The 24,214-nt window shown below is 48.6% G+C and carries 21 protein-coding genes; 17 read left to right on the forward strand and 4 right to left on the reverse strand.

Translation table 11 applies throughout. The annotated features are described in order from the left end of the window. The first annotated feature begins 355 nt into the window (after window positions 1-355). Both ACMP1L_RS04135 and ACMP1L_RS04140 read left to right on the forward strand, forming a co-directional pair. A complete protein-coding gene (locus tag ACMP1L_RS04135; protein ID WP_418452076.1) occupies window positions 356-763 on the forward strand; it encodes a hypothetical protein in 408 nt (135 codons plus the stop codon). A 385-nt stretch (window positions 764-1,148) separates the two neighbouring features. Next, complete coding sequence (locus ACMP1L_RS04140; protein WP_418452077.1) at window positions 1,149-2,015, forward strand: EamA family transporter; 867 nt, start codon at window positions 1,149-1,151, stop codon at window positions 2,013-2,015. Between the two features lie 33 nt (window positions 2,016-2,048). On the opposite strand, the gene ACMP1L_RS04145 is transcribed toward ACMP1L_RS04140, so the two are convergent. Beyond that, window positions 2,049-2,435, reverse strand: coding sequence for a hypothetical protein (locus tag ACMP1L_RS04145; RefSeq protein WP_418452078.1), 387 nt, complete (start codon window positions 2,433-2,435; stop codon window positions 2,049-2,051). Between the two features lie 167 nt (window positions 2,436-2,602). Between ACMP1L_RS04145 and ACMP1L_RS04150 the strand changes: the two genes are divergently transcribed. Together ACMP1L_RS04150 and ACMP1L_RS04155 are read left to right on the forward strand one after the other, a co-directional pair. Then, the gene (locus tag ACMP1L_RS04150; protein WP_418452079.1) at window positions 2,603-3,172 is read left to right on the forward strand and encodes a phosphatase PAP2 family protein; all 570 of its coding nucleotides are present in this window, start codon (window positions 2,603-2,605) and stop codon (window positions 3,170-3,172) included. 68 nt (window positions 3,173-3,240) lie between these two features. Beyond that, complete coding sequence (locus ACMP1L_RS04155) at window positions 3,241-3,768, forward strand: nitroreductase (protein ID WP_118533060.1); 528 nt, start codon at window positions 3,241-3,243, stop codon at window positions 3,766-3,768. A gap of 107 nt (window positions 3,769-3,875) precedes the next feature. Here ACMP1L_RS04155 and ACMP1L_RS04160 read toward each other — a convergent pair whose 3' ends face one another. The 3 genes from ACMP1L_RS04160 to ACMP1L_RS04170 all read right to left on the reverse strand — a co-directional run bounded on the left by ACMP1L_RS04160 (window position 3,876) and on the right by ACMP1L_RS04170 (window position 6,576). Beyond that, entirely contained in the window at window positions 3,876-4,379 is a 504-nt protein-coding gene (locus tag ACMP1L_RS04160) for an L-2-amino-thiazoline-4-carboxylic acid hydrolase (protein ID WP_118733131.1), read from the reverse strand. Between the two features lie 83 nt (window positions 4,380-4,462). Beyond that, window positions 4,463-5,272: an SDR family NAD(P)-dependent oxidoreductase gene (locus ACMP1L_RS04165; protein ID WP_118533064.1), complete on the reverse strand. Its 810-nt coding sequence runs from the start codon at window positions 5,270-5,272 to the stop codon at window positions 4,463-4,465. A gap of 14 nt (window positions 5,273-5,286) precedes the next feature. Then, a complete protein-coding gene (locus tag ACMP1L_RS04170) occupies window positions 5,287-6,576 on the reverse strand; it encodes a hypothetical protein (protein ID WP_418452080.1) in 1,290 nt (429 codons plus the stop codon). A gap of 314 nt (window positions 6,577-6,890) precedes the next feature. Between ACMP1L_RS04170 and ACMP1L_RS04175 the strand changes: the two genes are divergently transcribed. From ACMP1L_RS04175 to ppdK, 13 genes are all read left to right on the forward strand, one after another. Next, complete coding sequence (locus tag ACMP1L_RS04175; RefSeq protein WP_118733111.1) at window positions 6,891-7,559, forward strand: GntR family transcriptional regulator; 669 nt, start codon at window positions 6,891-6,893, stop codon at window positions 7,557-7,559. Between the two features lie 40 nt (window positions 7,560-7,599). Continuing rightward, window positions 7,600-8,568, forward strand: coding sequence for a tRNA dihydrouridine synthase (locus ACMP1L_RS04180; RefSeq protein ID WP_178276469.1), 969 nt, complete (start codon window positions 7,600-7,602; stop codon window positions 8,566-8,568). Between the two features lie 25 nt (window positions 8,569-8,593). Beyond that, window positions 8,594-8,983, forward strand: coding sequence for a LytR/AlgR family response regulator transcription factor (locus tag ACMP1L_RS04185; protein WP_118733109.1), 390 nt, complete (start codon window positions 8,594-8,596; stop codon window positions 8,981-8,983). Window positions 8,984-9,036: 53 nt separating this feature from the next. Continuing rightward, on the forward strand, window positions 9,037-10,194 hold the full coding sequence (locus ACMP1L_RS04190) for an FprA family A-type flavoprotein (RefSeq protein ID WP_418452081.1): 1,158 nt from the start codon (window positions 9,037-9,039) through the stop codon (window positions 10,192-10,194). Between the two features lie 682 nt (window positions 10,195-10,876). Beyond that, window positions 10,877-11,668 carry a YdcF family protein gene (locus ACMP1L_RS04195; RefSeq protein WP_418452082.1) on the forward strand — a complete coding sequence of 264 codons (792 nt, stop codon included), beginning with the start codon at window positions 10,877-10,879 and terminating at the stop codon, window positions 11,666-11,668. Between the two features lie 95 nt (window positions 11,669-11,763). Beyond that, window positions 11,764-14,697 carry an insulinase family protein gene (locus ACMP1L_RS04200; RefSeq protein WP_418452083.1) on the forward strand — a complete coding sequence of 978 codons (2,934 nt, stop codon included), beginning with the start codon at window positions 11,764-11,766 and terminating at the stop codon, window positions 14,695-14,697. A gap of 20 nt (window positions 14,698-14,717) precedes the next feature. After that, on the forward strand, window positions 14,718-15,713 hold the full coding sequence (gene era, locus ACMP1L_RS04205; RefSeq protein WP_118732135.1) for a GTPase Era: 996 nt from the start codon (window positions 14,718-14,720) through the stop codon (window positions 15,711-15,713). Between the two features lie 37 nt (window positions 15,714-15,750). Further along, a complete protein-coding gene (recO, locus tag ACMP1L_RS04210) occupies window positions 15,751-16,431 on the forward strand; it encodes a DNA repair protein RecO (protein ID WP_418452084.1) in 681 nt (226 codons plus the stop codon). 327 nt (window positions 16,432-16,758) lie between these two features. Next, a complete protein-coding gene (locus ACMP1L_RS04215) occupies window positions 16,759-17,406 on the forward strand; it encodes a hypothetical protein (RefSeq protein WP_177303274.1) in 648 nt (215 codons plus the stop codon). A gap of 18 nt (window positions 17,407-17,424) precedes the next feature. Beyond that, entirely contained in the window at window positions 17,425-18,813 is a 1,389-nt protein-coding gene (locus ACMP1L_RS04220) for a glycine--tRNA ligase (RefSeq protein ID WP_118732175.1), read from the forward strand. A 1-nt stretch (window position 18,814) separates the two neighbouring features. Beyond that, window positions 18,815-19,813, forward strand: a complete 999-nt coding sequence (mobB, locus tag ACMP1L_RS04225; protein ID WP_418452085.1) for a molybdopterin-guanine dinucleotide biosynthesis protein B — start codon at window positions 18,815-18,817, stop codon at window positions 19,811-19,813. Between the two features lie 137 nt (window positions 19,814-19,950). After that, a complete protein-coding gene (locus ACMP1L_RS04230; protein WP_118732139.1) occupies window positions 19,951-21,159 on the forward strand; it encodes a molybdopterin molybdotransferase MoeA in 1,209 nt (402 codons plus the stop codon). Window positions 21,160-21,463: 304 nt separating this feature from the next. Then, on the forward strand, window positions 21,464-24,091 hold the full coding sequence (gene ppdK, locus ACMP1L_RS04235; RefSeq protein ID WP_118732140.1) for a pyruvate, phosphate dikinase: 2,628 nt from the start codon (window positions 21,464-21,466) through the stop codon (window positions 24,089-24,091). Window positions 24,092-24,214 lie beyond the last annotated feature (123 nt).

Genomic DNA, 24,214 nt, shown 5'->3' on the forward strand with positions numbered 1-24,214 from the left:
CCGGCATAGAGTACAACAGTTTCTATTCAAAGCCATGAATCGGAGAGGTTGTAGACGGGCATACACATGGAATGGATTTGTGGAAATGCTCAAGTATTACCCGTTAGCAAAACCTAAAACGTACTATTGTTTATATTGAAGTGAATGTTACTATGAGGAGCCGTATGCGGGAAAGCCGCACGTACGGATCTGTGAGGGGCTAAGATTGAGAGGTCTTAGTCTACTCGACTATCAGGTTGCCCTTTGAGAGAGGAGAAATCCTTTTCTCAAAGGGCTTTTTCTATTTATACGGATATTCGCAAACTACAAGATAAAGCCAAAACTTCATATACTCTAAGCACAAGGAGGTTGAGGTTTGGCTATGAACAACAGTTTAGCAGAAGTACATCCAGAGCTTATTACGGAATGGTCGGAGAAGAATCATACGGTTCTTCATCAGGTTTTACAGATTGCTGTCGATGATGACTTCATCAGAAATAACCCGTCAGATAATGTGTTGAGAGAATTGAAAAAAGCACATTGTTTTCAGTCGGAAAAGCGTAGAGCGTTGACGAAACTTGAGCAGGAGCTATTTCTGAATTTCATGAAAACCCACCCTGTATATGAACACTGGTATCCGGTCTTTTCAGTAATGATTTTTGATGATTACCTGGAACGATTTCATGAACCAGCAACAGAAAAGGGTAAGGAGGAGCCTGTTGCGTATGGCTCTCTGGCAAAGGAACAGTTCAATGCAGAAATAGAGAGGCATGGAAGATATTAAGGCTGGCAGAGTGTATACAGCAGGAGTAAAGAAAAATCTGTGGGGAAGAGTCCTGCGGAAAGGTGAATCACAGAGATGTTCAGACGGGTGATATTGCACTTATCGCAGAATGTGGTACTATAGGAGTGAGTTTTGCCTGATTTGATGCTTCCAGGTAAAAGCGGATATGAAATCTGACGGGAGATAAAGGAGCAGATTGATATTTCGATTTTTATGGTTACGGCAAGGACGGAATCCATAGATAAGATCAGAAAACTTGGGATTGAGATGACAAAAAGAATCCTAAGATTTTGAAAACAGTATGGCCAGCGGGATACCGTCTGAATGAGTAGGAGGATTGTAACGGTTCAGACAAGTCTGAATTATTAGGGGGGAAAATTGCACTATGTGGATCTTTTATGCGATAGGCTCTTCCTTTTTTGCGGGAATCATGGCAATTCTGGCAAAATGCGGAATTAAGAAAACGGATTCGGATGTGGCGACAGCTATCCGAACCGTGGTGGTATTGTTGTTTTCATGGCTCATGGTGCTGATTACCGGAACATGGGGCGGGATAACTCAGATTGATGGTCGGACGATTTTGTTTCTTGTTTTGTCAGGATTGGCGACAGGCGCATCGTGGCTGTGCTATTTCCATGCTCTTCAGAAGGGGGACATCAATAAGGTTGTACCCATTGATAAATCCAGTACCGTACTTTCTATTCTTTTGGCACTCATTTTTCTTCACGAAGGAATTACAGGGGCAAAAGTAGTATCTATAGTGCTTATTGGAAATGGAACCATGATGATGATAACGAAAAAAGACATCGAAACAGATTCCGGGAAAAAGAGCGGCGGGTGGCTGATCTGCGCGGTGCTCTCAGCGATATTTGCCAGCCTGACTTCTATTTTGGGAAAGATTGGAATCGAAGGGATTGATTCCAATCTCGGTACGGCAATCCGTACTACGGTAGTGCTGCTTATGGCGTGGATTATGGTGTTTGTTACCGGAAAACAGAAAGCGATAAAGGCGATAGAGAAGAAAGAATTAGGTTTTATCTGTCTGTCAGGATTGGCAACGGGAGCATCATGGCTCTGTTATTATCGGGCATTACAAGAGGGACCGGCAAGCGTGGTAGTCCCGATTGATAAGCTCAGTATGCTGGTGACGATTGCCTTTTCCTGGCTTGTATTTCATGAGAGGCTGACAAAGAAAGCGGCAGTCGGCGTGTTACTTATTACAGTGGGAACAGTATTACTGGTGATTATTTAAAAATTGTTTCATAAACTGCTCCGGATGGACGGATCAGTCCCAACGGCCATCGTTCATGCGAGCGTTTTTTGTTCCTGCATAATAGAAGTTCCAGACAACCATATAAGTATTGCGGATATCATCATCTTCGCAGACAATGCAGACTTTTTTTACGGAAGTATCGCCTGCATCTCCGAAATCAAGGATGGTACGGTAGATCTGACTGATGGCCCGGAATAAAAGCGGCTGGGAGCTGCAGGAGAGAGAAGGAAAGTATATGGTTTCTGCGCCTTTGAAAGCAGCAGCTTCCAATTCTTTTTTATAAAGTCCGGTCAGTGTATCCAGATCTTTTGAGGCCGGGATCATACAGAAGACAGGATCGGATACAACATGTCCGTTCGTTGTGGAAGCGGATTTTTGAATAGCTTGGATTTCTAACATTTTATTTTCTGTCCCTTCAGATTGTATTTGAGATATTTTTGTCTCAGGTTATTTTTATTATAGATAAGAACTGGTAAAATGTAAACGTCATATGTCCTTTTCTTCGCAGAGAAGATGTCTTGACAAGCAGCTTTCTTGTGACTATAGTCATAGGAGGAGATGATGATATGGAAATTGAATTTGATATTCTGGATCTGCTCCAGAAGCTGCACACACCAATAGGGGACCAGGTGATGTGTACGATCACAAAGCTGGGAAATGCAGGGGCAATCTGGATCATGCTTACACTGATCTTGCTGCTGATTCCGAAAACGAGACGTTGTGGTGCTGTGCTTACCGTGGCGCTGATCATAAACACCATTCTGTGCAACGGAATTATAAAACCGTTTGTAGCCAGACCCCGTCCATGCGATGTGAACATGGCCATTCAGCTTCTGATTCCCAGACCGTCCGACTGGTCATTTCCGTCCGGACATACATCCGCTGCGTTTGCATCGGCATCCGCACTGTTTTTTCATGCATATAGCAGTATTGGTGCTGCGGTATCGGAGAGCCGTACAGCAGCAAAGAAGGTTTGGAAGCCTGTGTTGCTACTGGCGTTTCTGATTGCGTTTTCCAGGCTGTATCTGTATGTGCATTATCCGACTGATGTACTGGGCGGAATGCTGCTCGGATGTCTGGCTGGCTATGCCGGATGCCGGGGCATGAGCCTGTGCATGGAAAGAACACCGTGTTAGAATGTCACTCCCTTAGAGTCATAGGAAAGAGCCATGAATAAATTAGCACCGGAAAGAGAGGAAATAACATGTCAGAAACATTAAAAGTACTGGAAACAAGAAGAAGCTGCCGTGCATTCAAGCCGGAGCTTATTGAAGAAGAAAAACTGCAGGCCATCATCAAAGCAGGAACCTATGCGGCCACAGGCATGGGCAGACAGTCCCCGATCATCATTGCGGTTACCAATAAAGAACTGCGGGATAAGCTTTCTGTCATGAACGCAAAGTTTATGGGAAAGGATGAAAGCTTTGATCCGTTTTACGGAGCACAGGAGCTGCTCATCGTTCTGGCAAACAAGGCCATGCCGACCTATCTTTATGATGGAACTCTGGTTCTGGGAAATCTTATGAATGCTGCAGCAGATCTTGGCGTGGACAGCTGCTGGATCCATCGTGCAAAGGAAGAGTTTGAAACTCAGGAGGGGAAAGAACTTTTAAAAAGTCTTGGCATTGAGGGAGATTATGAAGGCATCGGCCATCTGGTGCTTGGCTATGCGGCAGCGCCGCTGAAGGAGGCAGCACCGAGAAAAGCAGATTACGTCTACTATATTCGATAAAAGAGAGAGATAACTGGCCGGAAAAGCATGATTCCGGAACAGCCGGTGTAGAAAAAGTGCCGGGGCGGTCCAACAGAACCACCCCGGCATTTCGTGCTTTTTATTGCTTATTTTTTCTTGCGAAAGGTTACCTGACAGGTCGGGCAGCCATTTGCGATGGTATCGCCCAAGTGGAAATCAAAGCCCATTGCCTTTGCAATGTTACGGTCGCCGTCCATAGCGATATCACAGAGTTTTGCGCACATCTCATCGTCAAAGCCGAGATCCTGCCATGCCTTTAAGAGCGGGCAGTGATGGAATTCAACGTCAAGAACATCATCAGTTTTTTCCTTAACATCGACCTCAAAAGATTTTAACAGGGTTGGTGTGAACATGGTGTCGCAGAAGGATTTACAGCTGGTCGGATCCGGGCACTGTTCTCTTAAAGCATTGCCCTGGACACGTCCGGTTTCGCTGATGGCCTGACGGATGATTTTTTCAGCTTCTTCAGCCTTGCCGGCTTCTGCTGCGTATTTGTAGGTAAGGCCGGTCCAGGTGGAACGATGACCGATCGCGCCGCGCTGGATATTCACTTTCTCGTCGTCTTTGATGGTGATTTTGTTGTCAATCATGGTAACTCCTCCTTTTTGTTTTTACTACATGTGATTGGGACATAAGATTTATTGCAACTGCTTAGAAACATCGCAGTTACGATCTATTTTGCTGCCTCTGCTTTTTCTGCCGCAAGCTTGTCATAAGCATAGGTAGGATTGAGCGTCATACTGCGTCCGCCGGATACCTCAATGGTGGTGGCGGTCATGTAGCTTGCCGCATCACTTGCCAGGAATACGATTGGTTTGGCAATCTCCTCCGGCTCTGCCATTCGGCGGAGCAGGGTAGCATTTGCATTGCGGTCAAGCTCCTCCTGGCTGATATGTGCCCGCACAAGCGGGGTTACGGTAAAGCCTGGCATAATGCAGGTAACGCGTACATTATATGGACAATATTCACCGGCGAAGGTGTTAGTCAGGTTGTTGATCGCTGACTTTAACGGGCCGTATAGCGTGCTTCTTCCGGCGGAGGAGCAGCGTGCTGCCAGGGAACTTACATTGACGATGGCGCCGGAATGCTGCTTTTTCATGTACCGGAATGCTGCCTGGCATCCGTAGATAACAGATTTAAAGCAGACACCGGTCATGAAATCAATTTCCTCGTCATCGTACTCGTCGCCCTTTTTAAAGCCGGTGGCTCCTACATTGTTAACCCAGACATCAACGCTGCCAAAACGATCATTGACATGTTCAGCAAAAGCGTAGTTACTTTCTGCCTTGGAAACATCGAAAGCTTCATAATAAACTTCGCCATACTGAGAAAGCTTTTCGGCTGCTTCCTTCAATTCCTCTTCGTGGCGGGAACAGATGGCAACCTTGGCTCCCTCTTTGAGAAATGCTTCTGCTGCTGCGAAGCCGATTCCTTTGCTGCCTCCGGTTACAACGACTGATTTACCTTTTAAACCTAAATCCATGATGGAACCTCCTCTTATTTGAAGAACATTGCCATAACAGCGCCTGCAATGAATACAGAACCGGATGTTGCGCTGACGAAACCTGCAACCAGGGTTTTAGGAAGCATGTGCTGTTCCAGAACCTGATACTCTTCCTCGTTCTCTGCGCAAACCTTTGCGGCCTCTACGCTCAGGGTGTAGCTTGCCGGGAAACCACCTGCGATGGAGCCGAGCCCCAGGGCAAATGCCATCGGGGTGCTCATGCCGAACTTGCGTCCGATCGGGATGGAGAAGATGGCAATACCAACGGTAGAAAGTACGATCAGGATCGCAAAATCTTTGATCAGCTGGATCACGGTGTCCGGAGTACAGCTGCTTAACTGGGAGAATACAAACATCATAATGATGGTGTAAACGAAGCCCATGCTGCGGGAGCGGACCAGTACATTTTTCTCAATGAATCCCATTGCTGTTGCGAATACGCCGAGGATCAGAGCCCACACAAATTTTGAGATATAGCCGCCGCTGAGTTTGTCCAGGTAACCGGACATAACGGTAAGGATGACCATGGTGAACAGGTAGGTAAAGTCACTCTTGTACTTGTCCGGGATCTGTGGGAACAGATAGTTCTTTGCAGAATCGTCATTGGCTTTTTCCTTTACAGCTGCGGCTTTCCAGGTGCCCTGACGGTACTGCTTTAATACGGAATAGCCTTCTTTTTTCAGGCAGATGCTGGTGAGCGGATATCCGACGAAGCCCTGAAGTACGTATACAGCCATAGCCAGGATTGCCAGATGCTCACTCGGAGCAACCGACTGCATCATCATGGCAGCTACGAAACCACCGGTTAACGGAGGTGCTGCAACTGCTGCGGTTTCCTTACCAAGGATCACGGTTCCTACCGTAAGGATGACAACCAGGATACCTAACATGCCGGCCAGGGTAACCACTACGGTTTTCCACTGATCGATCAGCTCCTGGATATCCAGCATGGTTCCTAAGTGGACAACCATCATCATAACCAGGAAGGTAGGAAGGTTGGAAGCAATACCGGCCTGCTGCAGGATGTCGGCTGGGAGATAAGTCCAGAAACCGAGGACAAACAGGACTGCGGTAATGAACATAGACGGCACGAATGCCTTGGTTGCTGTTGAAATGACTTCACCGATGATAACCAGGATCAGCATGGTTAAGAATGCGGTCTGAACATCCCACTGTGCCTTACCGGTGGCAACCTGATAGACACCACGGTACAGGAACGCAGCAGCCATGACTGCTAACAGCAGGTAGCCAATCCAACGTTTTGATTGCTTTTGCTCGTTCATAACAAAACCCCTCTTTTCTTTTATTTGCTTACGCATTTGTAAGATACTGTAATCATATCACAGCGCGATCCGGAATGCAAGATATATTGTGAAAATAAAATCATAACCGTTTTGGATGTCATCTTACAACGTTGTTACTGTCCACACACACTGTTCACAGTGCTGACTTGAAATTTTAAATTCCAGTGCAGTGGTAAATTCCACCAAATTGCGTCCTATGAAATTTATAATTTGGAAAAATAAAAAAACTGTGATATGATTATAGTGAAATAGCATGGGAAGTATCAGAACAGGAACTGGAAAGGTTTGGGAAAGTGAAAAGAAAAAAAGAAGACAGCATCAAAGATCAGATCTATAATAAAATATTTGCCGGAATTATGAATAATGAGTTCTCTTTCGATGAGTTTCTGACAGAAAAGAGTCTGATGGAAAAGTATCAGGTCAGCCGTGCGCCGGTGCGCGAGGCACTGATGCAGCTTCGCAGTGACCGGATTATTGCCAGTACGCCACGCCATGGCTATCGTATACGGAAACCGGCGCAGGAAGAGCTGCGGGATATCATCAATTTCCGGACTGTGATGGAATGCTCATTTCTGGAACGTTATCATGATATGGTAACGAAAGACCGGATCCGGGAGCTGCGCACTCTGTGTCAGGAATATGAGAACGGAGGGGAAAGCCGCAGCTTTATGGAATACTGGAAACTGAACCGGGAGTTCCATGAAACCTTGTTTATGACTTACAAAAATGAAGTGGCGCTTCATTATCTGCTGGAGAGTATAGACCGGCAGACGATATACTTTCTGGAAACGATGAAAAACTGTTACATGGCTGCGGACCTGCATTTTGCTTTACTGGATTATCTGGAGCAGGGAGATTTCCGCACAGCCTCCACGCTGCTTCGGGCAGATATTGAGAAGCTGCCGATTTGTGAATCTCTGGTGGCGGATAAGGTGGAATGTGTGGGCTTCAGCCTCTGCTAGGAAGGATTTATGCTGAAAATGTGAAGGAAGGCAGAAGAATATGGATTATTTATTTGCGCCGATGGAGGGCATTACCGGCTATGTGTTCCGGAATGCCCATCACCGGCATTTTCATGGCATCAAGGAATATTACACTCCATTTATCTCACCGAATCAGACCCGTAAGCTTACACCGAGAGAACTAAACGATGTGATTCCGGAGCATAATGAGGGTATTCCTCTCATTCCACAGATCCTGACAAATAATGCAGATGATTTTCTGTGGGCAGCTAAGCGCCTGAAAGAGCTTGGCTATATGGAAGTGAATCTGAATCTGGGGTGTCCGTCTGGAACGGTAGTAGCAAAAAAGCGGGGGTCCGGCTTCCTGGAATATCCGATGGAGCTGGATGAGTTTCTCTATCAGGTCAGTGAGGGAATCTGCGGGCTTGGCATGGACCTGTCTGTTAAGACACGGATCGGGAAGACAGATCCGCAAGAATTTGAAGAACTTCTTTCTATTTATAACAGGTATCCGCTCAAAAATCTGATTGTGCATCCGCGGGTTCAGACAGATTATTATAAGAATCATCCGCGCATGGACGCGTTTGATCTTGCGGTGAGAGAAAGCCGGAACCCGGTTTTTTATAACGGAGATCTGTTTAGCCGGGAGGATATCAGAAATTTCCGGAATCAGTATCCGGGTGTGGAAGCGGTCATGCTTGGCCGCGGCCTTTTAACGAATCCTTCCCTGACAGAGGAGACACCTTTTACTGCAGAACGGATTCGTGCTTTTCATGATGATGTGCTGGAAGGATACCGGAGAGCTATACCGGGAGATAAAAATGTTTTATTTAAGATGAAGGAACTATGGACCTATCTGGGAGAAGCGTTTGAAGACAGCACGAAACTGATGAAAAAGATACGCAAGGCACAGAAGATGGAAGAATACAGGGCAGCAGTGGAATGTCTTCTGGCGGAAAAGCCGGTGTGCGCCCAGCCATGTTTTCCAGGCTGGAAGAAACAGGGGTGAGTGTTGCTGCGAATGGAGGGAGAGCATGGCTGTAAATGTAGTTGCGGTGGATAATGCACCGGAACTTCTGGAAAAAATTGAGGGGATTTTCCGCAATATGGCTGAGGTCAGTCTGCTTGGAAGTTTCGAAGAAGCAGTGGCTGTAGTGGAATTTGTGAAGGAGAATCCGGTGGATATGGTATTTACGGATATTGTGATGCCGGATATCAGTGGTATCAGTCTGGCAAAAGAATTGCAGAAACTGAAAAATGCTCCGGCGGTAGTGCTGATGTCCAGTATTCCGGGTTTTTCTCTGGAGGCATGGAAAATTCAGGCATACGGATTCATAGAAAAACCGTACACGAAGCAGGATATCATGAAAATGGTAGAGCGATACCGAAGAGAGTCGGAAAATGGCGTTGACGGCAGTTTTTAAGGGCATTATAATAAAGACATTGTGACGACAGAAAGACAGGAGGAACTACTACAATGTGTGATATGTATATTTCAGATTCTATTTTATATGTGGGAGCAGATGATAAAACACTGGATATTTTTGAGAGCCAGTATCCGATTCCGAACGGAGTCAGCTATAACTCCTATGTGATCCTGGATGAAAAGGTTGCGGTGATGGATACCGTTGACAAACGGGCAACCGATACCTGGTTTGAAAATCTTGTCAGGGAGCTTGGTGACCGGAAACCGGATTATCTGGTTGTGTCTCATATGGAGCCTGACCATGCGGCAAACATCAAAAACTTTGCAGAGCGTTATCCGGAAACAAAAATTGTGGGAAACGCAAAGACCTTTGCTATGATGGGCCAGTTTTTTGAGATGGATCTGACTGAGCGTAAGGTGCTTGTAAAAGAAGGTGAGACCTTAAGCCTTGGCAGTCATACGTTGCAGTTTTTTATGGCACCGATGGTGCACTGGCCGGAGGTTATGGTAACTTACGAGCAGAGCGAAAAGATTCTGTTTTCCGCAGACGGCTTCGGAAAGTTTGGCGCGCTGGATGCAGAAGAAGAGTGGGCAGAGGAGGCTGCACGTTACTACTTAAATATTGTAGGCAAGTACGGCGTGCAGGTACAGGGACTGTTAAAGAAGGCTTCTGGCCTGGATATCCGGATGATCTGCCCGCTGCACGGACCGATCTTAAAAGAAAACCTGGGCTACTACATTGATAAATATCAGACCTGGAGCACCTATCAGCCGGAGAAGCACGGTGTGATGGTAGCATACGCGTCTATTCACGGCAACACTGCACAGGCAGCAGAAGAGATGGCAGAGCTGCTCCGTGCAAACGGTGAGGAGGTCGAGGTGTTTGACTTATCCCGCACCGATGTTTCCCTGGCTGTGCGCAAGGCATTTTATTATGACCGCATGGTGCTGGCTGCAGCAACCTATGATGGTGGTGTGTTCCCATGCATGGAAGAGTTCCTGCTGCACTTAAAATCCAAGAATTTTCAGAAGCGTACTGTAGGTCTGATGGAGAACGGATCCTGGGCACCGTTAGCCGGAAAAATCATGCGCGGTATCTTAGAGCCGATGAAAGATGTGCATGTACTGGAACAGGTAGTTACCATCAAATCTGCTGTGCATGATGATACCAGAGAAGCCATGAAAGCAATGGCCGATGCCTTAAAATAAAAATTTGAGTTACAAAGCTGAATAAAGGTCCGGAAGTGAAAGAGACCGTCTTCCTCTATTTTCACATATCGTTGTTTGCTTGCTCTCGCTAACACGCGTTCGCCTGTGTCGGATTAACATCCGCCACATTCGGACGTGTGTGCTCAAGATGCAAACATCTGATATGTTGAAAATCCCGGAAGACGGTCTCATTCACTTCCTGCTGTATTGGCTTCGCTACAAAAGATAGTGACTGCAGCCCATATTAACTCTGCCATAAAAAGAAAATGCAGCCAGAACGCCACTATCAGATAAAAGCCAGATTACAGGCTTTCGTCAGTAACGTTTTGGCTGCATTTATTATCGTAGAATAACCAATACAGCAGAAGGTTCGGTCAGACTATACAGAATAATCAGATGCGTTGGAATTTTCTTCATACGCGAGCATAGCGCCAGACCGGAGAGCATTGTCTGAGCGTGCAGAGCACGCGAGTTTTGCTCGCAGGTCTGGCAATAGGCGGCGGAGCGAATGAAGTACAAAATTTCACAGCATCTGCTGATTCTGTATAGTCTGACCGAACCTTCGGACCTTATGTGGTTACGTCTCAATATTGCAATATTCGCTCTTGTGGCAGTTCTGGAAATGCAGTATAATTATATTAATTGTGCCATATTTTACGGCATAAAACTAACGTGAGGTGAAATGATGTTAATATGGGTCTTCACTGCGGCGGCAGTGCTTTGCCTGGTGTATTACGGTGTCATTGTGCTGTACGCGGGCTTTGGTACTTCCTTTGCTGTGTTATGGCTTCTGATCGGCGGATTTTTCGGAGCTACGGCTGCCGGGATCCACTTTTACCAGAAATATCCGGAGCGCATGCCGCTCTGGCTCCCTGTATCTTTTGTGACCTTATGCGCCTCCGGCCTGATGATCATTCTGGTGACACAGATCCTGATCTTTGGGCGTATTCCGGCCACGGCAGAGCCATCTCTGGATTATGTGATCGTACTGGGGGCCAAGGTGAGGCCGGATGGAAGCATAAGCAAAACATTAAAGCTCCGTCTGGATAAGGCGCTGGAGTATGCAGAGGAGAATCCGGAAACCATGTTGGTGCTCTCCGGTGCGAAGGGCGATGCAGAGCCGTGTTCCGAGGCAGAGGCCATGGAGGCTTATCTCCTGGGACAGGGGGCGGATGCAGATCATCTGCTGAAAGAGGAACAGTCCTTCAGTACGGTGGAGAATCTCGCATACAGCAGGGTAATGATTGAAAAAAGAGAAATGCTGCTTAACAGAAAGCCGGTTCCGGCACGTCAGCCGCGTATCGGCATCATTACCAGCAACTTTCACCTGTGCCGGGCAGGCATGATCGCGAAAAAGCAGAATTACGGTACGGTCTATGGCATTGCATCGGAGGCCGACAAAGTGCTGCTGCCGCATTTCTCCCTTCGTGACGGCATTGCCTTATTAAAAGACCGCCTGATGGGAAACCTGTAATCTATAAAATATAGAAAAACAAGACAGAATAAAAGACAGACAAAGTTACCGTTCATGCCGAAAATATCAAACGGTAACCGGAAAGGAAAATACGCATGAGTCAGCTGGAAGCAATCAAAAAACTGGATGCCTACCGCGTGGTAGAGCATAAAATGATCGAGGAGATGCAGTCGGAAGGCATTGTGCTGGAGCATAAGAAGACAAAAGCCAGACTGTTTCTGGTATCCAATGATGACGAGAACAAGGTATTCTGTATCGGATTCCGTACGCCGCCGGACAATGACTGCGGACTGCCGCACATTCTGGAGCACAGCGTGCTCTGCGGCTCCGATAAGTTCCCGTTAAAGGATCCGTTTGTAGAGCTGGTAAAGGGGTCATTAAATACCTTCTTAAATGCCATGACCTATCCGGATAAGACTGTGTACCCGGTGGCAAGCTGCAACGATAAGGACTTCCATAACCTCATGGATGTCTATATGGATGCTGTGCTGCATCCGAATATCTATAAGGAAGAGAAAATTTTCCGCCAGGAAGGCTGGCATTATGAGCTGGAGAGCAAGGATGCGCCACTCATCTACAACGGTGTTGTATACAATGAGATGAAGGGCGCGTATTCTTCTCCGGAGAGTATTCTGGATAGCGTGACCCAGAAAACCTTATTCCCGGATACCTGCTACGGCAAAGATTCCGGCGGTGACCCGGTATATATCCCGGAGTTGAGCTATGAGAAATTCCTGGATTTCCACAAAACCTATTATCATCCGTCCAACAGCTATATTTATCTGTACGGCAACATGGATATGGCTGAGAAGCTGACCTGGCTGGATGAGGAATATTTAAGCCACTATGAGGAGCGCCAGGTAGATTCCCGAATCCGGGAGCAGAAGGCATTTGAAGCTCCGGTAGAGCGCGAATTTTCTTACTCCATTACAGAGGGGGAATCCGAGGAGGACGCAACCTATCTTTCCATCAACACGGTTGTCGGTGATGACCTGGATCCGAAACTGTATGTGGCATTCCAGATCCTGGAGTATACTCTGCTGGATGCACCGGGGGCGCCGCTGAAGCAGGCCCTGATCGATGCAGGTATAGGCAAGGACATTCTGGGCGGTTATGAGAGCGGCATTCTTCAGCCGTATTTTTCCGTAATTGCCAAGGATGCCAATAAGGAACAGAAGGGCGAATTCCTGGCTATTGTGAAGGGAACCCTGCGCAAGCTGGCAGATCAGGGTATCAACCGTAAGAGCCTGCTGGCCGGCATGAACTATTTTGAGTTTAAGTACCGCGAGGCAGATTACGGTTCTGCACCAAAGGGCCTGATGTACGGCCTTCAGTGCCTGGACAGCTGGTTATACGACGGAGATCCGATGACTCATCTCTGCTATCAGGAAACCTTTGATTTCCTGAAGAAAGAGGTGGAGAATGGATATTTTGAACAGCTCATCAGAGATTACCTGTTGGACAATCCGTTTGAGGCTGTGATCGTGGTGGCACCGGAGAAGAACCTGACAGCCAAAGAAGATGAAAAGCTTGCAAAAAAGCTGGCAGACTATAAAGCCTCCCTGTCCGAGGAGCAGCTGGAGGAGCTGGTCGCTGCAACGGGAGAGCTGAAGGAGTATCAGGATACTCCTTCCACTCCGGAGATTCTGGCAAAGATCCCGCTCTTAAAACGGGAAGACATAGATAAGAAAGCAGAGACCTTCTGCTGGACGGAAAAGGAAGAGGCTGGTATCAAGGTGCTGCATCACAACTTCTTCACCGCCGGGATCGGCTATCTGAAGGTACTGTTTAACACGGAAGTGCTGCCGCCTGAGGACCTTCCGTATGCAGGTCTTTTAAAATCCATTCTGGGTTCCGTGAGCACAGAGCATTACAGCTATTCAGATCTGACCAGTGAGATTCACTTAAACAGCGGAGGTGTGGATTTCTCTGTGACCTCTTACGCAAACCTGGAGAAGCCGGAGCAGTTTACCGGAGCCTTTGTGGCAAGCATCCGTGTGCTTTATGACAAGCTGGACTTTGGCTTTACCATGCTGGAGGAGATCCTGAACCATTCGGTATTTACGGATGAGAAGCGTCTGGGCGAGGTGATTCAGGAAACCCGCTCCCGCGCGAAGATGAAGCTGGAGAATGCGGGACACAGCACCGCAGTATCCCGTGCAACCTCTTATTTCTCTGCAACTGCTTACTACAACGAACTGACCGGCGGTACCGCATATTATCATTTCCTGGAACAGCTGGAGAAGGATTACGCTGCAAAGAAGGGGGAGATCATAGCCAGACTGCAGGAGGTAAGTAAAAAGCTCTTTACCCGCGCCAACATGCTGGTGAACTACACTGCAGATGACAAGGGCTATGAGAAGCTTCCTGAGACCTTAAAGCTTCTGGCAGATCAGCTGCCGCAGGGGAATGGTGAGAAGTATGCTTTCACCCATCCGGTTAAGAATTTAAATGAGGGCTTAAAGACCTCTGCACAGGTAGATTATGTGGCACGCTGCGGAAACTTCCGCGATGCCGGACTGCAGTATACCGGAGCATTAAAGATCCTGCAGGTGATCTTAAGCTATGATTATCTGTGGCTGAATATCCGTGTGAAGGGCGGTGCATACGGCTGCATGAGTGGTTTTGGACGCTCCGGAGAGGGCTATCTGGTATCTTACCGTGACCCGAACCTGAAGGAGACCAATGAGATCTACGAGGGCATCCCTGCATATCTGGAAGCCTTCGACCCGGATGAGCGCGATATGACCAAGTATGTCATCGGAACCATCAGCAACCTGGATGCTCCACTGACCCCGTCTGTGAAGGGCAGCAGAGGCCTGTCTGCATACCTGTCCGGCGTGACCGAAGAAATGATGCAGACAGAGCGTGACCAGATCTTAGGCGCCACCAAGGAAGACATCCGTGCGCTGGCTGCCCAGGTACGGGCAGTCCTTGCCACCGGAAGCCTCTGCGTGGTGGGCAATGAGGAGAAAATCGAGGCCAACCGCGGTATGTTTGGCGAGATTTTAAACCTTACAAGAGGATAAGCATTTCGAAAGGATAAGTTATGGCAAAAAAACCGGAAGCTACCAATTTTGATAAACTGCTGGAGGAACTGAACGGGGCAAAGAAGGCCGGTGCAGATGGCACAGTCGAGGCCGCTCCGGTTCAGAAAAAGTCCGGCTTTGTTACCCTGATCGGACGGCCGAATGTGGGCAAATCCACGCTGATGAACCATCTCATCGGCCAGAAGATCGCCATCACGTCTGATAAGCCGCAGACCACCAGAAATCGTATCCAGACCGTATACACGGATGAACGCGGCCAGATCATTTTCCTGGACACTCCGGGCATCCACAAGGCGAAAAACAAGCTGGGCGAATATATGGTAAATGTGGCTGAGCATACCTTGAAAGAGGTAGACCTGATCCTGTGGCTGGTGGAGCCGAGTACCTTTATCGGCGCAGGTGAGCGCCATATTGCTGAACAGCTTCAGGGCATCAAGACACCAATCATCCTGGTCATCAACAAGACCGACACAGTGAAGAATCAGGAGGACATCCTGACTTTCATCAATGCCTACAAGGATATCTGCAATTTTGCGGAGATCGTTCCGGTGTCTGCGCTGCGGGACAAGAATACCGACAGGCTCTTAGAGCAGTTGTTCAAGTATTTGCCCTACGGTCCGCAGTTTTACGATGAGGATACCGTCACCGACCAGCCGATGCGCCAGATCGCGGCCGAGCTGATCCGTGAGAAGGCCCTGCGCATGTTAGATGAAGAAATTCCCCATGGCATTGCAGTTACCATCGAAAAGATGAGTGAGCGGCCAAATGGCATTATGGATGTAGAAGCGACGATCATCTGTGAGCGGGATTCCCATAAGGGCATCATCATAGGAAAGGGCGGCGCCATGTTAAAACGCATTGGCTCTGCGGCCAGAAGAGAGCTGGAGGATATGCTGGAGACAAAGGTGAACCTGCAGATCTGGGTTAAGGTGCGCAGAGAGTGGCGTGACAGTGAGCTGCTGATGAAGAATTACGGATACAATCCGAAAGAATAGGCAAAAAAGAATTGAGAAAGAAAGGCAGCAAACAGCAGTGAGAGAATCTGTGAATCTGACAGGCATAGTCTTAAAGGCATCGCCGGTGGGAGACAACGACCGGCGCCTGGTGATCTTAACCCGTGAGCGGGGGAAGATCACGGCATTTGCCCGGGGAGCCAAGCGGCCCGGAAGCCAGCTGATGGGCGTGACCAGACCCTTTGTGTTTGGAACGTTTAAGCTGTATGAGGGCCGGGATGCCTACAACCTGCAGGGGGCCGATGTGCTCAACTATTTTGCCGAGATCCCGCTGGATATGGAAGCGGCCTGCTATGGCTCGTATTTCCTGGAGTTTGCAGATTACTACGGACGGGAGAATCTGGAGGCCACAGAGCAGCTTCTGCTTTTGTACCAGTCTCTGCGGGCCCTGTTAAAGCCGGCTCTGCCGGATCCGCTGGTGCAGGCTGTATTTGAGCTTCGCAGCATGGTCATCAACGGAGATTATACAGAGCATCCGCCGCGTCCGGTCAGTGATTCCGCAAATTATGCCTGGGAGTACATTATTGCTTCTCCGCTGGAATCTTTGTATACCTTTACACTGGCACCGGAGGTGCTGGAAGAGTTGAAACACTGCGTGGAACTGAATAAGCGCCGCTTTATTGACCGGGAGTTTCATTCTCTGGATATCCTGCGCATGATGGAGCAGACCGTGGCACGGACATCAGGCGCGAAGTGCTGAATGCGGTCATGGTCTGTAGGACAAAAAGCCGGGAAAAAATAAGGTGTTGAAAAACCTTCCATGAACAGGTATAATCCTAGATAGTCCTGCAATGCGGGATACCGGCCCTGTTTGCGTGTGCCAGGGCACATTTTATTTTGTAAAATGGACAGAGATGTAACTGTTCAGTAGGTCTGCGCATTTATTGCGCTGACCGTAAGAAAACATAGGCTGGCAGGCAAAAATCCCATTGCCGCAGGCAATTTTTCATGGATTTTTGCTCGTGACTGTGAAGGTACTGAACAGTTACACAGAGACAAACAAGGTCCGGGGAAGATGAGGAGCGTTATGAAAAAGAAAATCGCAGTTTTGACTGCATCCGTACTGCTTGCCGCAGTCTGGACCGCAGGCTGTTTTAAGTCTTCGGGGAATACCTGGGACGGTTCCGAGAACAGCATTTACGTGGCGGATGACTTAAGCGTGCAGAGCGCCATGATCTATACGTCTGAAAAGGATAATGAACTGTACAGCGCCGATGGCCTGGCAGAGTTTGTCAGAGAGCAGATCGCTTCTTATAATGAAGAGCAGGGCGCGGCGGCCGAGTCAGAGAATACCGATGGCTCTGCGAAGCTTCCGGCAGCGCTTGTAAGCAGCAGCCTGGAAGGAAAGACCGGAAAGCTGGTATTCGCGTACGGCACACCGGAGGACTTTGTAAGGTTTTCCGAAGAAAACGGGGATGATACCCACACGGTGACTTCCCTTCAGGTTCTGGATACGGAAGAAACCAGGCTTCCGGATATGAGCTACAAAACACCTGCCGGAAAAGATGCGGATATCCGGAAGGCTGCAGCAAAAGACAGCCATATGGTACTTACCGAAGGCTCTGCAAAGGTTTATACGGAGGGAAAAATCCTCTATGTGACCGATGGAGTGGAAGTGACAAGTGATTATTCAGCAGTGACCCCAGAGGGAACCGGCTGTATTATATTCAAATAAAAAGAGAGGTTATCGATGATGGAAAAGACAATGGAGAAAATTGTGGCGCTGGCAAAAACCAGAGGATTCGTTTATCCGGGCTCTGAGATTTACGGCGGCCTGGCAAACACCTGGGATTACGGCAACCTTGGCGTAGAGCTGAAAAACAACGTAAAGAAAGCATGGTGGCAGAAATTCGTGCAGGAGAGCCCATACAATGTAGGTGTGGACTGCGCAATCCTCATGAACTCCCAGACCTGGGTAGCTTCCGGACATCTGGGCGGTTTCTCTGATCCGCTGATGGACTGTAAGGCCTGCAAGGAGCGTTTCCGTGCAGACAAACTGATCGAGGACTATATGTCTGAGAACGGTATTACCATCGAGGGCAGTGTAGACGCATGGTCCCAGGAAGAAATGAAAAAATACATCGATGACAACAACATCTGCTGCCCAAGCTGCGGCAAGCATGATTTCACCGATATCCGTCAGTTCAACCTGATGTTCAAGACCTTCCAGGGCGTAACCGAGGACGCAAAGAACACCGTATACTTAAGACCGGAGACTGCACAGGGTATTTTTGTAAACTTCAAGAATGTACAGCGTACATCCAGAAAGAAAGTTCCGTTCGGTATCGGCCAGATCGGTAAGTCCTTCCGTAACGAGATCACCCCGGGCAACTTCACCTTCCGTACCCGTGAATTTGAGCAGATGGAGCTGGAGTTCTTCTGCAAACCGGGTACTGATCTGGAATGGTTCCAGTACTGGAGAGGCTTCTGCCGTGACTGGCTGCTGGCTCTGGGCTTGAAGGAAGATGAAATCCGTCTCCGCGACCATTCTCCGGAGGAACTGTGCTTCTACAGTAAGGGTACTACCGATATCGAGTTCCTCTTCCCGTTCGGATGGGGTGAGCTGTGGGGCATCGCAGACAGAACAGACTACGACTTAACCCAGCATCAGAACACCTCCGGAGAGGACATGACCTACTTCGATGATGAGGCAAAGGAAAAATACATTCCGTATGTTATCGAGCCGTCCCTGGGTGCTGACCGTGTTACCCTGGCATTCCTGTGCGCAGCATACGATGAGGAAGAAATCGGAGAGGGCGATGTGCGTACCGTGCTTCACTTCCATCCGGCTATTGCACCGGTTAAGATCGGTATCCTTCCGCTGTCCAAGAAGCTGAATGAGGGCGCAGAGAAGGTTTACGCAGAGCTGTCTAAGTACTACAACTGTGAGTTTGATGACAGAGGCAACATTGGTAAGAGATACAGAAGACAGGATGAAATTGGTACTCCGTTCTGCATTACTTACGACTTCGATTCCGAGGAAGATCATGCAGTGACCGTCCGCGACCGTGATACCATGGAGCAGGTTCGCGTTCCGATCGCTGAGTTAAAGCAGTATTTTGAGGACAAGTTCCGCTTCTAAAATGAAGGAAAATAAATTACAAACCGTAGGCGCAGTCGCCGGGTACATCCTCTCAGGGGGAAAGAACACACGCATGGAGGGACAGAAAAAACTGTTCCTCCGCTATGGCGGTGAAACCTTCTGTCAGAGAATTTTGCATGCCTGTGACTGTCTGCCTGCGGTTTATTTGTCTGTAGATAAAAAAGACCCCTATCAAGAAACCGGTCTGCCCATGGTAGAGGACCGGTGGAGGGAAATCGGACCGATCGGAGGAATTGCCTCCGGACTGGTCTCCTGCAAAGAAGACGCACTTCTGGTGATGGCCTGTGACATGCCAATGATCGATCCGGAATCGGTGCAGCAGCTGCTTGATACATACCGTGAAAATACGTCCGTCATCCTTGTGGCGGAACAGGACGGACGAATTCATCCGTTATTCGGAATCTATCCGAAGCATGTACTTCCTGTGGCCATGCAGATGATCCGGGAGGGTGATTACCGAATGATGCATCTGTTAGAACGGGCCGGCTACCGAACGCTGGAGCTTGGAAAACACAGTCGGGCATTGGAAAATATTAACAGTACCGTGGATTACCGGACTCTGGAAACAGGACCGCGTCCGTTTGTTTTTGCTGTCAGCGGCTGGAAAAACAGCGGAAAAACCACAATGATCACCCGGCTTGTGCCGGAGCTGGTGAGGCGTGGATACAAGGTGGCAGTTATTAAGCATGATGGCCATGATTTTGAGAGTGATGTGCCGGGAACGGACAGCTACCGTCATCAGAAGGCAGGGGCTTACGGTACGGCAGTATTTTCCGATCACAGGTTTCTGATCACGAAGGAATACCAGGGGATTACAGAACGGGAGCTGTTTGCTGCATTTCCGGAAGCAGATATTATTCTGATCGAAGGCATGAAGAACAGTCCGTATCCGAAATATTTCTGCCGATATCCGGAGCAGCCACTGATTTCGGCAGAAAAACTGGCAGATGAAATCGAAAAAAGGATGAGCTTATATTAAAATAACATAGGATAACACAAAGTACTTGATAAAATTCGCAATAAGATATACTATATTAATACAAGTATACAGGTGTCAGAGAAAAATCCACGTTTTACGTGGATTTTTCATTAGAACACAAGGAACAGGAGAACAGCATGGCCCGTATTGCAATTGAAGATGCACAGAAACTTGTTTTTCAGGAAGGGATTCCGGTGGAGACAGAATACTGCCCGGTGTCGGAATGTGCCGGCCGGGTCCTGGCAGAAGACTTGACATCTGCCATTCCGCAGCCGCCTTTTGCCCGTTCGGCAATGGACGGATATGCGCTCAGGGAAGCGGATATTAAAGGTGCATGTCAGGAACAGCCGGTTATTTTAAAGGTGATCTATAAGACCTGTGCAGGAGATCCTCCGGGCCGCAGGCTTCTCCCGGGGGAATGTGTCCGCATCATGACCGGTGCGGTGCTTCCGGAGGGCGCTGACTGCGTGATACGTCAGGAGGATACGGACGAAGGCGAGAGCCGGGTCCGCATCTATTCCCGCGGGCGGGCACAGCAAAACTGCTGTGCGGCCGGTGAAGATTTCAAGCCGGGAGATATTCTGGCAAGAGCCGGAGATCGCATGGATGCCTATATAGCGGCGGCTGCGGTTGCAGCCGGAAGGACAGAGCTTCTGGTAAGAAGAAGGCTGCGGGCTGCCATTGTAACAACCGGTGAGGAACTGGCTGAAGCAGGCTCTGCTTTGCTGCCAGGAAAAATCTATAATTCCAATCTGACATATCTCCAGGTGCGTCTGGTGCAGGAGGGCTGTGAGGTGGTATATTGTCGCAGGACAGGAGACGAGCGCAGCGTCATTGCCGCTGCTGTCAGAGAAGCGGTAAAAACGGCAGATTTTGTCGTTACGACCGGAGGTGTTTCGGTGGGACAGAAGGATCAGCTGCCTTATGTTATGGAGGAGCTTGGCGCGCGTATACTTTTTCGCGGGATCAGTCTGAAGCCCGGAATGCCGAGCATGGGGGCTGTACTTGAAAAAACGCCGGTTCTCTGTCTTTCCGGGAATCCGTATTCGGCCTTTGCCGTGTTTGAGCTTCTGATCCGTCCGTTAAAAGCAGGTTTTCTGGGATGTACGGAATATCATTATACGCGTGTACAGACCATAGCTGCCTCCGGCTTTTCCAAACCAAGCAAAACACGCCGTCTCCTTCGTGGCTGTTATGACGGAAGAAGCGTATCCCTGTCTGGAAAACAGCAGAACGGTCAGCTCACCGGCGGAATCGGATGTAACTGTCTTGTGGATATTCCGGCAGACAGCGAAGCGGTACAAAGCGGAGATGTGGTGGAAATCATTTTGACGGGACAGCAGTAACAGGATCGACCAGTATATCCAGAAATAGAAGCACAGCCGGAATATGCGGATTCGTCAAAATATGCAAAATATATATTCGTATATACGAACTGCTATCGCATATGTGAAAATAACGAAGAATCGACAAAGTTTTACGAGTTTTTGCTAAAAAATATACAAAAAACACACACAAAAACCTTTACTCCTGGAAAAAATATGGTATACTTATACCAGACCGTCGAAGGATTCTTTTTTGTGCAAAAACTATACAAGACGGAGCAAAAGCGTAGACGTGAGTCTGCATAAGTTGAGGAGGAATAAACCAATGGCTAAAAAGTGGGTGTACTTATTTACAGAGGGTGACGCTACCATGAGAAATCTTCTCGGTGGTAAAGGCGCAAACCTGGCTGAGATGACAAATATCGGTCTTCCGGTACCGCAGGGCTTCACCATTACAACAGAGGCCTGCACACAGTACTATGAGGATGGCCGCGAGATCAATGACGAGATCCAGGGCCAGATCAACGAGTATATCGTAAAGATGGAAGAGATTACCGGAAAGAAATTCGGCGATCTTGAAAACCCGCTTCTTGTTTCTGTACGTTCCGGCGCACGCGCTTCCATGCCTGGTATGATGGACACCATCTTAAATTTGGGCTTAAACGAGGAAGTAGTAAACGTAATTGCTGAGAAATCCGGCAATGCTCGTTGGGCTTGGGACTGCTACAGAAGATTCATTCAGATGTATTCCGACGTCGTAATGGAAGTCGGCAAGAAATATTTTGAGGCTCTCATCGACCAGATGAAAGAGAAAAAAGGCGTTAAGCTTGACGTTGAGCTGGACGCAGATGATTTAAAAGAGCTGGCTAACCAGTTCAAGGCTGAGTACAAGAATAAGATCGGCGCAGACTTCCCGGATGATCCGAAGGAGCAGTTAATGGGCGCTATCAAGGCTGTATTCCGTTCCTGGGACAACCCGCGTGCAAACGTTTACCGTCGTGACAACGATATCCCGTATTCCTGGGGTACTGCTGTAAACGTACAGTCCATGGCATTTGGTAACATGGGTGATGACTGTGGTACCGGTGTTGCATTTACCCGTGACCCGGCAACCGGCGCAAAGGGACTGTTCGGTGAGTTCTTAACCAACGCACAGGGCGAGGACGTAGTAGCTGGTGTCCGCACTCCGATGCACATCCAGGAGATGGCAGAGAAGTTCCCGCAGGCTTACGCTGATTTCGAAAAGGTATGTAAGACTCTGGAGGATCACTACAGAGACATGCAGGATATGGAGTTTACCGTAGAGCATGGAAAGCTTTACATGCTGCAGACCCGTAACGGCAAGAGAACTGCTCAGGCAGCATTAAAGATTGCCTGTGACCTGGTAGATGAGGGCATGAGAACTCCGGAAGAGGCAGTCGCTATGATCGACCCGCGTAACCTGGATTCCTTACTGCATCCGACCTTCGACCAGAAAGCATTAAAGGCAGCTACCCCGATCGCAAAGGCTCTGGGCGCGGCTCCTGGCGCAGCCTGCGGTAAGATCGTATTCACTGCAGATGACGCAGTAGAGTGGGCAGAGAGAGGCGAGAAGGTAGTTCTGGTCCGTCTTGAGACTTCACCGGAGGATATCACCGGAATGAAAGCTTCCCAGGGTATCCTGACTGTTCGTGGTGGTATGACCTCTCATGCAGCAGTTGTTGCACGTGGCATGGGCGCATGCTGTGTATCCGGCTGCGGCGATATCATCATGGATGAAGAAAATAAGAAATTTACCTTACATGGCAAAGAGTACCATGAGGGCGACGTTATCTCCTTCGATGGTTCTACCGGCTGTGTATATGATGGAGCAATCCCGACTGTAGAGGCAACCATTGCAGGTGAATTCGGACGTATCATGGCCTGGGCTGATGAGTACAGAACCATGTCCGTACGCACCAACGCAGATACCCCGCACGATGCACAGAAGGCTCGTGAGCTTGGCGCAGAAGGAATTGGCCTTTGCCGTACCGAGCATATGTTCTTCGAGGGCGACCGTATCGAGGCATTCCGTGAGATGATCTGCTCCGATACCGTAGAAGAAAGAGAAGAAGCTCTGGAGAAGATCCTTCCGTTACAGCAGGGCGATTTCGAGCAGCTCTATGAGGCTATGGAGGGCAACCCTGTAACCATCCGTTTCCTGGATCCGCCGTTACATGAGTTCGTTCCGACTGAGGAAGCTGACATTGAGAAGCTGGCTAAGGCAAAAGGTAAGACCGTTGCAGAGATTAAGGCAATCTGCGAGTCCCTGCATGAGTTCAACCCGATGATGGGTCATCGTGGCTGCCGTCTGGCTGTTACCTACCCGGAGATCGCTGTGATGCAGACCAAGGCTGTGATCCGTGCAGCAATCAAGGTGAAAGCTGCTCATCCGGATTGGAATATCGTTCCGGAGATCATGATCCCGCTTATTGGCGACGTCAAAGAGTTAAAATACTGCAAGAAGACCGTTGTTGAGACTGCTGACGCAGAAATCGCAGCAGCAGCATCTGATCTGAAGTACCATGTAGGTACCATGATCGAGATCCCGAGAGCAGCCCTGACTGCAGACGAGATCGCAAAAGAGGCTGACTTCTTCTGCTTTGGTACTAACGATCTGACTCAGATGACCTTTGGCTTCTCCCGTGATGACGCAGGCAAGTTCTTAGGTGCATACTACGATGCTAAGATCTACGAGAACGATCCGTTTGCAAAACTGGATCAGACCGGTGTCGGCAAGCTGATGGAGATGGCTATCAAGCTTGGCAAGTCCGCTAACCCGGATCTGCACATCGGTATCTGCGGCGAGCACGGCGGAGATCCGTCTTCCGTAGAGTTCTGCAACAAGATCGGTCTGGATTATGTATCCTGCTCACCGTATCGTGTGCCGATCGCAAGACTGGCAGCAGCACAGGCTGCAATTGCCCAGAAATAATAATTTGTAATTTAACAGCATAATGTTTCAGAGACCGCATTTGTTCCTCAATGCGGTCTTTTTTTGCGTAACTCCGTTATTCCTAGTGGAAATCAGAAATAAATTGTGCTACACTGCATGTAT

This window comes from Ventrimonas sp. (assembly GCF_048380235.1).
GTDB lineage: Bacteria > Bacillota > Clostridia > Lachnospirales > Lachnospiraceae > Brotaphodocola.